The sequence below is a fragment of the Pseudoalteromonas sp. SG44-1 genome (genome assembly GCF_014164315.1).
Classification (GTDB): Bacteria; Pseudomonadota; Gammaproteobacteria; order Enterobacterales; family Alteromonadaceae; genus Pseudoalteromonas; species Pseudoalteromonas rhizosphaerae.
The window spans coordinates 40,233-52,130 of record NZ_JACJEW010000003.1 but is presented as its reverse complement, the minus strand read 5'-3'; the positions used below and the strand labels follow the sequence as shown (position 1 = coordinate 52,130).

General features: G+C 39.7%; 11 protein-coding genes. 6 read left to right on the top strand and 5 right to left on the bottom strand.

Translation table 11 applies throughout. The features are described from left to right. Window positions 1-69: 69 nt before the first annotated feature. Window positions 70-1,716 carry a methyl-accepting chemotaxis protein gene (locus H5187_RS02060; RefSeq protein ID WP_182717510.1) on the bottom strand — a complete coding sequence of 549 codons (1,647 nt, stop codon included), beginning with the start codon at window positions 1,714-1,716 and terminating at the stop codon, window positions 70-72. A gap of 303 nt (window positions 1,717-2,019) precedes the next feature. On the opposite strand from H5187_RS02060, the gene H5187_RS02055 reads away from it, so the two are divergent. The 3 genes from H5187_RS02055 (at window position 2,020) to H5187_RS24530 (ending at window position 5,631) form a co-directional block, all read left to right on the top strand. After that, window positions 2,020-2,604 carry an ATP-binding protein gene (locus H5187_RS02055; protein ID WP_182783464.1) on the top strand — a complete coding sequence of 195 codons (585 nt, stop codon included), beginning with the start codon at window positions 2,020-2,022 and terminating at the stop codon, window positions 2,602-2,604. A gap of 88 nt (window positions 2,605-2,692) precedes the next feature. Then, entirely contained in the window at window positions 2,693-4,399 is a 1,707-nt protein-coding gene (locus tag H5187_RS24535; protein ID WP_259401703.1) for a DUF3857 domain-containing transglutaminase family protein, read from the top strand. A 311-nt stretch (window positions 4,400-4,710) separates the two neighbouring features. Next, window positions 4,711-5,631 carry a hypothetical protein gene (locus tag H5187_RS24530; RefSeq protein WP_259401702.1) on the top strand — a complete coding sequence of 307 codons (921 nt, stop codon included), beginning with the start codon at window positions 4,711-4,713 and terminating at the stop codon, window positions 5,629-5,631. Window positions 5,632-6,053: 422 nt separating this feature from the next. Here the strand turns inward: H5187_RS24530 and ylqF are convergent, their stop codons facing one another. Beyond that, window positions 6,054-6,998, bottom strand: a complete 945-nt coding sequence (ylqF, locus tag H5187_RS02045) for a ribosome biogenesis GTPase YlqF (RefSeq protein ID WP_182717516.1) — start codon at window positions 6,996-6,998, stop codon at window positions 6,054-6,056. 90 nt (window positions 6,999-7,088) lie between these two features. On the opposite strand from ylqF, the gene H5187_RS02040 reads away from it, so the two are divergent. Together H5187_RS02040 and H5187_RS02035 are read left to right on the top strand one after the other, a co-directional pair. After that, window positions 7,089-7,625 carry a YaeQ family protein gene (locus tag H5187_RS02040; protein WP_145240254.1) on the top strand — a complete coding sequence of 179 codons (537 nt, stop codon included), beginning with the start codon at window positions 7,089-7,091 and terminating at the stop codon, window positions 7,623-7,625. A 28-nt stretch (window positions 7,626-7,653) separates the two neighbouring features. Further along, entirely contained in the window at window positions 7,654-8,250 is a 597-nt protein-coding gene (locus tag H5187_RS02035) for an alpha/beta hydrolase (RefSeq protein WP_145240252.1), read from the top strand. Here H5187_RS02035 and H5187_RS02030 read toward each other — a convergent pair. After that, window positions 8,247-8,456: a hypothetical protein gene (locus H5187_RS02030; protein ID WP_149982248.1), complete on the bottom strand. Its 210-nt coding sequence runs from the start codon at window positions 8,454-8,456 to the stop codon at window positions 8,247-8,249. The genes H5187_RS02035 and H5187_RS02030 overlap by 4 nt on opposite strands. 349 nt (window positions 8,457-8,805) lie before the next feature. Here H5187_RS02030 and H5187_RS02025 point away from each other — a divergent pair, with 349 nt between their 5' ends. Then, window positions 8,806-9,279 (top strand): Dps family protein, encoded by a 474-nt coding sequence (locus tag H5187_RS02025; protein WP_145240248.1) that lies wholly within the window; start codon window positions 8,806-8,808, stop codon window positions 9,277-9,279. Here H5187_RS02025 and H5187_RS02020 read toward each other — a convergent pair whose 3' ends face one another. Both H5187_RS02020 and H5187_RS02015 read right to left on the bottom strand, forming a co-directional pair. Continuing rightward, the gene (locus H5187_RS02020) at window positions 9,280-9,678 is read right to left on the bottom strand and encodes a hypothetical protein (RefSeq protein WP_182761806.1); all 399 of its coding nucleotides are present in this window, start codon (window positions 9,676-9,678) and stop codon (window positions 9,280-9,282) included. A 48-nt stretch (window positions 9,679-9,726) separates the two neighbouring features. Next, window positions 9,727-11,802, bottom strand: coding sequence for a S9 family peptidase (locus H5187_RS02015; RefSeq protein WP_182761805.1), 2,076 nt, complete (start codon window positions 11,800-11,802; stop codon window positions 9,727-9,729). Between the last annotated feature and the right edge of the window lie 96 nt (window positions 11,803-11,898).

Here is an 11,898-nt window from a genome sequence, read left to right as displayed (position 1 = left end):
TTATTTATTGAGGTTTAGCTAAAAGAGGCATCTTAAGGGGTGATAAATAATTCACCCCCTTGATAATACTTATACTTTAAAGTTGCTTACTAGGTTGTCTAACTGTTGACACTGCTGTGCCAATGCTTGGCATGCACGCTCAGCCTGATCCACTTTGTCTAGCATATTGCCACTTGATGTAGCGATACGTTGCACATTGATATTCACATCTTCACTCACTTGGCTTTGCTGCGTGGCAGCGGTGGCAATTTGCATGTTCATATCGTTAATAATGGTAACTGCGTCATTAATACGCTGCACCGATTGCGCGGCACCGCGAGAGTGCTCAATCGTTTGTTGACCGCTTTTGGTACTGGCTTGCATTGCACCAACCGCTTGATTGGTACCTTGTTGGAGCTTTTCAATCATAGCGTTGATCTCTCCGGTACTATCTTGCGTGCGACTCGCTAATGAACGCACCTCGTCAGCAACGACCGCAAAGCCTCGCCCCTGCTCACCCGCGCGCGCGGCTTCAATGGCCGCATTTAACGCTAACAAGTTTGTTTGATCAGCAATACCACGGATAACATCAAGCACAGTGGCGATATTCATTACATCTTGCTCTAAGGTGTTTATTACGTCGCTCGATGCCGAAATGTCGGTCACCAGTTGATTAATTAACGAAATGGTTTCTTCAATTGTGGCTTTTGCTACATTGGCATCATTATTAGCAGTACTTGTGGCACTGGCCGCATCATTAGCGTTTTGGCTTACGTTATCACTGGTCGTGCTCATTTCATTTACCGCAGCTGCCACTTGCTCACTTTCTATTTGCTGATTACTGGCTTCACTTAATACACTTGCAGTAATAATGCGCAAACTTTCAGTTTCATTGCGCACCTGTTCAGCCGAGCCGACAACCGCCAATACTGTGTTATGAATTTTACTGATAAAGGTATTAAACGAACGCGCAAGCGCACCCATTTCATCGTTTGACTCACTGTTTAACCGTTGCGTGAGATCGCCTTGGCCACTAGCTATGTTTTCTAATGCTAACTGCATTTTCTTTAACGGCGCCAAAATAACGGTAGACAGCAGCCAAGTTGCAGCTATTGATAAAACAAAGCTCAATACAATACCAAACTGCAAAGCAAAGCTAGCAGACTCTTGATTAGCGGTTACTTCAATTAAAGAATTTGTAAGTTTGGCATCTATTTCATCACGCATGCTAGTAACATTTTTGCGAATACGCGCCAACACTGCTTCCATATCTTGTTTATGCTCAGCTAAGTAACTAGCCGCAAGCTGGTGATCACTAAAAAGTGCTTGGTAGTAACGAGACCAAATAGCGACATCGGCTTTGATATTCGTAACCCGCTGTGCATTGATCGCATCAATGTAGCCAGACTTCACCAGCTTTAATGGGCTAGAAAGGCGCGCGTCGATACGGACTATATTATCTCGGTACTCTGCAAGCTGTACTATATAGTTTTGTTTGTCGCCTTGTCCTAGCACCATGCTCAAACCTGCCGTTTTCACCTGAAAGAGATCACGATAGCCGTCTTCAAGATCGTCCAGCACCGTTCGCACCTCTAAACTTATAAAACTGTTAAGTCGAGCTTGCTCTTTAAACGTATACAACACGTAACCCGACAACACCGAAAAAATAACTAAGGCGACGACGACAGGAATAGCAAATTTAACTCGAAAGCTAAGGTTATTTATAAATTGGCTCATTTTTATCACTTATCAGTTTGCGGGCAATGGGAGGATGTGTTTAAAAGAAAAATAGCGCTATGTACCTGAAAAAACAAATAAACTAAATGAACAAAAAGAATTAAAAAAACTAATAGCCACGACCATTCCAAGTATATTTATTAAGCCCTATAAGCCACACTCCCACTTTTAATTTTATTTTCCCAAAGCTGGGAAACTGCTTCTAACAATAAAAAAGCAAACCAAGTAATTTCAATCACTTATAGTTTGGCATGTTATTCGCTTTAGGCTATTCAATTGCCTTAACAACAAATTACCAATGCCATGGATATAGATAGCACTTTAAAACGCAGCACCAAACCGAGTCAGCGTAAAAAACTCATATTTGGTACCTTACTTATTAGCATAGCGCTTATTATTTGGCTGATTTACTCATGGCTAGCACCTACCGCATTGGCGGCTAATCAACTGCAAATAGCCACCGTAACTCAAGCTGATTTTGTAATAAAAATACGTGGCTTTGGCCGTTTAAAATCAAAGTATCAGCGTTATTTAACCAATACCGATAGCGCCATGGTCGAAGCTCAGCACTTCAATGTAGATTTAGGCCAGTTAGAACAAGCACTGATCAACCTAATTAAAAATGCCTTTGAAGCCGGAGGTAGAAGCGCACCTACTCTTAGCTGGCAACAACATAAAGATAAAGTTGTTATTAAGCTGCTCGATAGCGGCACTGGTATTACAAATCCTGAAAACCTATTTGTGCCTTTTTATTCAACAAAAGCGCAAGGCGCAGGGATCGGTTTAGTGATCAGCCGCGAACTCATTCGTAATCAAGGTGGTCAGTTACAATTATTAGCCAATCCTGAAGGTCAAGGTACTCGTGTATTAGTTACCTTACCAAGATAATGCCCTGTATTTTATTGGCTTATAAGCCATAGCTTGGTAATCTAACAACAATAGGGACACTTAAAACCAGCCAAAAAGAAGAACAATAATGAAATGGACTCAATTAACGAGCCTCACACTCAGTGTGTGTTTTTTAGTTATAAGTTTTTATAGCACCAGCCAAGAATACCAAATCCAAGCTGCAGATGATTGGGTGAAACAACAGCCACTGATTAAAACGGAAATCCCAGTCAACCAAATCGTCGATGGTACTTATTACCGATTACTTGATACCCAAATAAAAGTATCTGCTCAACATCCTCAGCAGCGCTACACGCGTACTGTGATGCAGGCGGTGAACCAAACTGGCATCGATTACATTAGCCAACTTAATTTAGACTTTGATCCCAGTTATCAAACCCTCACACTCAATAGTCTTGGCCTTATCCGAGATGGGCAATACATAAATAAACTCGCTAGCGCACAATTTAAGGTCTTACAACGAGAAACCGAATTAGCCAATGGAATTTACAACGGCAGCCTAAGTTTAAATATTATTGTTGATGATATGCGCATTAACGACCAGCTCGATTACAGCTTTACGATTACTGGCCGCAACCCTATTTACCAACATTTTAGCGCGTCTCGCACATTAAACTGGTCGGTACCGGTGGCGCAACAATTTATGCGTGTGTTATGGCAAAAACCCACACCACTTTATATCAATACAATTAACGGCGAGGTTGACATAAAAGACACCCCGCTCGCTGTTGGTCATGACTATCAAATCAGCTTACACAATCAAGCAACAATCACATCTTCAAGCCAAACACCATATTGGTATAACCCGTATAAACAGGTTTTTTTCTCTGAATTAAAATCATGGCAGGAAGTTGCTAACTGGGCAGCCCCTTTATATCAATCCGCAATAGAAGTAACAGATCCTGTAACACTCATTGCCGATGAAATAGCCATGCATAATCCACAAGCCTCCGATCGTATCGCCGCTGCATTAAAATTCAGTCAAGACGAGGTTCGTTATTTAGGCTTGGAGATGGGTACTAACTCCCACCAACCAACGTCGGCATCTGAAACTCTGGCACTTCGTTATGGTGATTGTAAAGACAAAACCGTACTGCTAATTTCATTACTTAAAGCAATGGGGATCAAAGCCTATCCTGCATTAGTGAACACTGACGAAGGTAAACGGTTAATTGAACTACCAGCCTCAGCGCAAATATTTGATCATGTCATTGTCACGCTTGAGCATGCAGGTCAACGTTATTGGCTAGATCCAACAATAAACTATCAAACCGGAACTTTAGCGCATTTAGCACAACCAAATTATGGTTATGCATTGATTGTTAAACCTTTTGAGCAACAGCTTACAAAAATGAGTCCCCCTGTCGATGGTATTACAATTAAAACGCATGATAACTACACCATAGCTCTTAAACCTGAACAGCCAACAACATTTCAAACTAGTTACATATATAGCCAATTTGATGCTGTAAATAGACGCAGTTCATTAGCCCGCAATGGACTCGATAAAATAGCGAAAGATTACCTAGAATATTACCAAGGCTATTTTCAAGGTATAACCATTGATAAGCCGATGACGGTAACTGAGAATACAAATAACGGCGAGCTGTTAAGTGACGAGTTTTACCTTATTAATGATCTGACGACGAAGGACTCAGAGCTGACTTTTATGCCTCAGAGATACAAAATAGCGTTTACGAACCCGATCAAATTAATCGCACAACGCCGCTGTATTTTAAGTACCCAAATAATATTGAAACAACGATTAAAATAAAATTTGAAGAACCAAATTGGCACTTTGATAATAAGCAAAGTGAAATTGATAATGCGTTCTTTAATTTCAAAAAGAATATCCACTTTACGGACAATATATTAACACTCGATTTTTCATTTAGCGCCAAACAAGATCATATTCCAGCTGATCAGATTAAACTGTACCTGAGCGAACGAGACAAGCTAATCGACAATGCGCAGTTTGGCATTGTTAAATATGTAACTGCAGATACCACTAGCAGTTTTGATTTAAACGATAATTGGATCATTGTAGTATTACTTGCTTACCTGCTCGCACTGATATTTTTTATTGTGGCATGGCGTATCGAGTCAGCAAAGCGCCCAACATTTAGTGATGCGCAGTTTTACCCAGTTACTAATGCAAAGTTTATTCTTTATAGTATTTTTACTTTAGGACTTTTTATTAACTACTGGAGTTATCGCAACTGGAAAGCAATTAAAATACAGCAAAATAGTCATATCATGCCGATTGCTCGCGGGATTTTCGCGATATTTTTTTATTACTCTTTATATTTAGAGCTAGTTGCACACAGCCAAACGCAGCACAATAAAAATAAAATCATGCCAAACGTCTTGGCAATTATTGCGTGGTTACTGGTTATTTTGGCAAGTCTCATGACCCGTATTGACGAAGCAACTACTATAGCTATTTGTATCCTGCCATTTTTATGGCTGCCATTAGTTAATTACATTCAACACCTAAACCAATCATCTGACGCACTTGCATACAATTCTAAATGGCGAGTAAGAAATATAGTTATCGCCATAATCTGGGTACCTATTTTATTTTTAAGCTTACTGGAAGAAGTCTATTTATTACCGAGTACCGCTATCGTAAAAGGCGATAAATTGTGGTCATTTCAAATGCAATTCTTAAAACGCCATCAATTAGTACCTATTGATGAAGATGTTTTATATTTTTACAGCGATGCGTGGGTAGATTTTCGTAACGACGGCAATGGTATAAGCGACAACTACATTTTTAGCTATTGGCAAAATGAACAAGGCCAACTTGAATCAAACTTAAAACACTTTAAGGATGTTACTAGCGTCGAAGTCACTTATGGCAGAACACAACTTGATAATACAGTGATTAAAGTTATCGACAAACAAGGCGAGCACTTTTTACTTATAGTTAATAGCGAAGGAAGCAAAGATAAAGAATTGGTAGAACAAATAAATAACCGCATTGCAAGTAATAAGACGCCATAAGCATTAGCAAGCAAGCAAAATAATCTAATATCAGCAAGAAATCGGGCTGTGTAATATTAATGCCAACAAAGTGCTTTATTTGTTGTTTTTATCAGCAAATAAAATAAATGAGAATTATTTGCAAATGGGTGTTGACAGATCATAAGATCTAACTGATAATCAATATCAACAAGACGCAAAGCACAACGACTTGTACGGAATAAACTGATTTGTTTCTCGACCCTGAAACACGTGTGGCGCACGTAAACAGCTAAGGTTACCTGTTACTAACCGCAACGCCCCTTGATGTTGGTGACAGGTAACCGCCCTACTATTTTACTTGCTACATTGCTCATATCGGTGACGGTAGATATGAAACTAAAAAAGCCCTTACGGGCTTTTTTTATGTCTGTAATTTAGTGAGCTAACCAGTGGAAAAACAATTACCGGCGGTTTTTACGTGCTCGTGCTCGACGTTGTTTTTTCTCTTCTTCTTTAGCTGCTTTTTTAGCCTCAGCCGCAGCACGAAGCCCTGCAACCATCACTTCTTCTTCTTCACGCATAGCTGGAGTTTCCATAGTGATACGACCAATTATGCCATCGCGTAGTTCATTAATTAGAATTTCTGACATTTTATAAGTATCAATTTGGTTACCACCACGAATACAACCACGCTTTTTACCCGCCATTTCAACAAATTCCCAATCATTTTCAGGTAATTCATCAATTTTATAACGCGCTTTTAAAAGTTCAGGATACGCCCGCAATAGATATTCAGCGGTGTAACTAGCGACTTCTTCATATTCAAGTGCGGTATCACGTATCGCACCTGTAGCACCTAAACGGTAGCCTGAGTTTTCATTTTCAACTTTTGGCCACAACATACCCGGTGTGTCGTAAAGCATGATGCCGTCTTCTAGCTTAATACGTTGCTGCGCTTTAGTAACCGCCGGTTCGTTGCCTGTTTTCGCAACAATACGACCCGCTAACACATTAATTAACGTAGATTTACCCACGTTAGGAATACCCATGATCATGGCTTTAATTTGCTTATCAGCACCGACTTTGTGTGGTACTAATTTTTTACACAGTTCATTAATACGATGAACTTCAGCCGCTTTATCATTACCAAACGCAATCGCTTTTACGCCATTTTCTTGCTCAAAGTAATCCTTCCACGTTTGCGTCATTTTAGGATCGGCTAAATCAGCTTTATTCAAAATTTTGATGACCGGCTTACCTTCACGCAACGTCGCCACCATCGGGTTTTCACTACTGTAAGGAATGCGCGCATCAAGCACTTCAATGATCACATCCATTTGTGGCATTATTTCTTTAATTTCATTACGGGCTTTATTCATATGCCCAGGGAACCACTGGATAGCCATTTTTAACTCCTACAGATAATTTCGGGCTATTTTAACTGGCTCAGCCCTTAATTGCGCTATACTGACGCAAATTTTTTTAAATAAACTGTTATGGCTCTTAAATCGACGATTATTAAAGCGCAGTTATCGCTAAGCGATATGGACCGCAACGTATACCAAGACTTTAATTTAACCTTGGCACAACACCCTTCAGAAACCGAGCAACGCTTGATGATCCGCTTGCTTGCCTATGCACTTAATGCCTGTGATGGTTTAGAATTTACTAAGGGTTTATCGGCTGATGATGAACCAGAGCTGTGGCATAAAAGCTATAGCGATGAGATCGAGCTGTGGGTTGAGCTTGGTTTACCTGATGAAAAGCGTGTTAAAAAAGCCTGTAATAAAGCTAAAAAAGTGGTGCTATACACTTATGGTGAAAACAACCAAGCAATTTGGTGGCAAAAGCATCAACCTAAATTGTATGAGTTTAAAAATTTAAGTATTTTTAGTTTAGATTTTGCTACAACTCAAGCGCTGGCAGCGCTGGTTGATCGCAATATATCGCTGACTATTACCATTCAAGATGGTGATGTATGGGTGAGCTCTGATTCAGTTAACATTGAAATAAAACCAGTACAGTTAATGTAATTGTAGGTTCAATAGATTAAGAGGGTGTATGACTGTTAAACGCGTTGTGGTATTACACGGATTGTATATGTCTGGCTTTGTAATGCGCCCTTTATGCTCGCAGCTCGAAAAGTCTGGGTTGGATATTCTCAACCTCTCTTACAATACATTGTCTCCCGATCGCGCCGCTATTTTTAAACAGATTGATAATTTTATTAATGATAAAAATACGGCCCTTGTTTGTCATTCAATGGGCGGACTGGTGGCGCGTGCATACCTTGCTGCAAATTCAGAGCAAAGCCAAAACGTAACAAAAGTTATTACTTTAGGCACACCGCATAAAGGCAGCCATATAGCCCGCAGAATGCAGCAAAAAGGCTTTGATGTATTTTTAAAAAACAGTGTGGAGTTTTTACTGACCGAAAATGGTGATTGGCCATTTAATGCCAAGCTTTATAGTATTGCTGGCGATTTACCGATCGGCCTCATGCCGCTAATTGCCAAAGGTAGTCAATCAGATGGTACGGTATTAATTGATGAAACCAAACTCAAAGGCATGGCAGAACATAAAGTGTTTCATTTAAGTCACACCAGTATGATCTACTCACGCCAAGTGATGAATTATATTGTTGAGTTGCTGGTTTAATCTTCTGCACTAGCAGCCACTTTATAGGCAACAAATGCGATGATTGCTAAGATCAGTGGTGTTGGCGCTGCGATATAACCAAAGGTATCAAAGTTAGCAAAGCTTGCTCCTGCTAAATGGCCGACTAAGCCAACTACAAATGCAATCAACGCTATACCAATAACAACTAATTCCATTTTACTTTCTTTTTGTGTTTTAGCCTGCATGTTATCTCTCCATCAAATTTATCTGTGTTGATTATGCGCCGACTAAAAACGTTAATTTTGACCTAAATCAAATAACCACTCGCCATGTAATAGCTTGCTATAAAAGCTTGTTTTAGATCATCTTATTGTGCTTTTATTAAGCGATTTGCGGTTATTTTGATTTTTAGGGTGGTTTTTTAAAGATTGGAGCCCATCTCTATTGTACGAACAAATTAATTACTACAGCAGGTTGGCTAATAGGTAAAATCTATTAAGGTTATCGATTTTAACCATTTTACAGATTACTAAAAATGGCTGATACTTGCTTCAGTGTTTAGAAAACATCTTATCAGTTTATTAAGGAGAAGTTATGTCACAGGTAAACGCAATTGGTCTTAACAGCGCGAAAAGTGAAGATATCGTCAAGTCACTCAATACCCTGCTAAGTAGTTATCAAATTCAATATATGAATGCCCGCGGTTTTCATTGGAATATTAAAGGTCGCAACTTTTTTGAACTACACATCAAGTTTGAAGAAATTTATAACCTATTACTTTTAAAAGTAGATGAAGTCGCTGAGCGTATTTTAACGCTTGATGGCGCACCACTGCATGCATTTTCTGATTACTTAGAGATCAGCAAAATTAAAGAAGCAAAAAATATCAGTGATGGTGTCGCTGCAGTCGAAAACTTACTCGCTGGTTACAGCACGCTAATTAAAATGCAGCGCGATATTTTAGAGCAAGCAAGTGATGCACAAGATGAAGGTACGGCTTCATTGATGAGTGATTATATAACTGAGCAAGAGAAGCTAGTGTGGATGCTTAAAGCATATTTAAATTAATCATAACCAGGTTTTAATATATAGATGTTCCGGGTGCTTAGCTAAGTAACCTGGAATATCATCGTAAAATTGTATATCCATATCGCTACCCCGCCAAATATGTTCCAGCAAACTTTTCGCTACAGCACTTGCTTGAATATAAACAATACGTTTATAACCGCGCGCTTTAACACCATGAAAGTATTCAGTTGCAACCGCCAAGCTATCTGCGGTCGCTAATTCAAACTCGGCTAAGTTAATCACCGCATATTCAATGGATTGAGGCGGCAACTTTGCTAAATCAGCAAATACATCCTTGGTAAAAGCCTGTATACCTTCTCGATTAAAACATCCAATCACTTTGATATATATTGTTGGTGATTCAATTGAGTATTCCCAGCGCCCATGTACATTAAACATATAAGTGCCTCCAAACATAGTGAAACTCAATTGAATAGAAAATCACACTTAATCAGCCAAACTGATAAAGAAAGCCATCTCTAATGCTTTTTCTTCCAAGCTTTTAAAACGCCCTGATGCTCCGCCGTGACCGGCATCCATATCGGTTTTAAACACCAAAATATTATCGTCAGTTTTATATTCACGCATTTTAGCCACCCACTTCATCGGCTCCCAATATTGCACTTGTGAATCATGCAAACCGGTAGTCACTAAAATATGTGGGTATGCCTGTGCGGTAATATTGTCATATGGTGAATACTGAGCAATCACATCATAATAGGCAGGGTCATTTGGATTACCCCATTCATCGTATTCATTGGTAGTTAGAGGTATTGACTCATCCAGCATGGTGGTTAGCACATCTAAAAATGGCACATGGCAGCCAATTCCTAAATAAAGCGCTGGCGCTTGGTTAACAACCGCTCCCATTAGTAAGCCACCGGCACTACCGCCTGAAGCAAACACTTTATCTTGCGCACCATAACCTTGCTCAACCAATGCTTTGGTTACATCAATAAAGTCGTTAAAGCTATTTTGCTTATGTTGTTTTTTGCCTTGCTCGTACCAATCACGGCCCAACATCTCACTACCACGAACATGTGCTATGGCATACACAAAACCACGATCGAGTAAGCTTAATGAGGTACTCGAAAAACTCGGATCGATGGTTATGCCATACGCCCCATAACCATATTGAAACAGTGGATTAGTGCCATTTTTAGCAAAACTATCTTTACGATAAACCAGCGACACGGGCACTTTAATACCATCACGCGCTGTTACCATTAATCTTTCAGAGGCATAGTTTTGCGGATCAAAACTGCCTAATACTTGCTGTTGTTTTAATAAAGTTTTATCACCATTATTTAAGTCTACTTCAAATAATGAACCTGGCGTGGTGAGGCTTGAGTAATAAATACGAGCTACGTACGTATCATGCTCAGGATTCATTGCAATGGCAGCATAATAACAAGGATCATCAAATTCTAAGGTCATACGCTGCTGTTGCTTATTAATGACCACAAAGCGTGTTTGTCCTTGCTCGCGCTCAGTAAGCACCAAGAAATCGTCAAACAGCTCTACGCCTTCTAATAAAACGCTATCACGATGAGGGGTATGCTCAAGCCACTGTGTTTTATCTGCAATGGTGCTTGTATTAGCCGTCATTAAACGAAAGTTTTTAGCTTGCCAATTGGTCACGATATAAAACGTATCGCCGAGTTTATCAACATCAAACTCATGCCCTTCTTCGCGTGGCAGTAACTGAGTAAACACTCCTTGCGGCTGATCAGCATCTAGCACCCAAGTATCGTTCGTTTCTGTAGTGGCTAAATCAATAATGATCAGCCCCTCATCACGGCTTTTACCAAGCCCCATAAAAAAGCTTCGATCTTGCTCTTCATATACCAATACATCGTGCGCTTGCTTAGTACCTAATACATGGCGATAAACTTGATAACCTAATAACGTTTTAAGGTCTTTCTTTACGTAAAAAACCGTTTTATTGTCGTTTGCCCAAACGATTTGCCCTTCGGTGTTTTCTAATACATCTTCAAGTAAATCATCGTTATCAATAACTTTAAACTTTACGGTATAGATACGACGACCATCGGTATCTTCAGAGTAAGCCAACAATTGTTCATTAGGACTAATTGCCACCTCGCCTAATTCATAAAATTCAAAACCTTCTGCAAGTATATTTACATCTAACAGTAGCTGCTTATCTGCCGCATCCATCTGACGACTACGGTAATGGCGAGAATATTCATCATCGCCACGTACTTCAGAGTGATACCAATACTGACCATCTTTAACAGGAAAAGTATTATCGTCTTTAACAATACGCCCTTTTAGTTCTTCGAATAACTGCTTCTGAAAAGACTGAATAGGTGCTAATTGCTGTTCACAATAGTCATTTTCAGCGGCTAAATGTGCCAGCATCGCTGGCTCTGTTCGTTCGTCATCACGCATCCAATAATAATCATCAATGCGTATTTTTTGGTGTGTTGTTAACGTGTGCGGCTGTTTACGTGCAACAGGAGCATTAGGAAGTGAAGACAACGATAAGTTTGATAGAGCCACAGAAAAACCAATAAAAAATTTCGATGGCTGGAGTTTAACATAATTTTCAAAAGTGCATAAAAAAGCCCACTCAATGAGTGGGCCGAAAAATGCTAA

Excerpts from the sequence above, each read along its gene's own strand:
- H5187_RS02060 (WP_182717510.1), bottom strand. The coding sequence starts at position 1,716 with ATGAGCCAATTTATAAATAACCTTAGCTTTCGAGTTAAATTTGCTATT.
- H5187_RS02055 (WP_182783464.1), top strand. The coding sequence starts at position 2,020 with ATGGATATAGATAGCACTTTAAAACGCAGCACCAAACCGAGTCAGCGT.
- H5187_RS24535 (WP_259401703.1), top strand. The coding sequence starts at position 2,693 with ATGAAATGGACTCAATTAACGAGCCTCACACTCAGTGTGTGTTTTTTA.
- ylqF (WP_182717516.1), bottom strand. The coding sequence starts at position 6,998 with ATGGCTATCCAGTGGTTCCCTGGGCATATGAATAAAGCCCGTAATGAA.
- H5187_RS02040 (WP_145240254.1), top strand. The coding sequence starts at position 7,089 with ATGGCTCTTAAATCGACGATTATTAAAGCGCAGTTATCGCTAAGCGAT.
- H5187_RS02035 (WP_145240252.1), top strand. The coding sequence starts at position 7,654 with ATGACTGTTAAACGCGTTGTGGTATTACACGGATTGTATATGTCTGGC.
- H5187_RS02030 (WP_149982248.1), bottom strand. The coding sequence starts at position 8,456 with ATGCAGGCTAAAACACAAAAAGAAAGTAAAATGGAATTAGTTGTTATT.
- H5187_RS02025 (WP_145240248.1), top strand. The coding sequence starts at position 8,806 with ATGTCACAGGTAAACGCAATTGGTCTTAACAGCGCGAAAAGTGAAGAT.
- H5187_RS02020 (WP_182761806.1), bottom strand. The coding sequence starts at position 9,678 with ATGTTTAATGTACATGGGCGCTGGGAATACTCAATTGAATCACCAACA.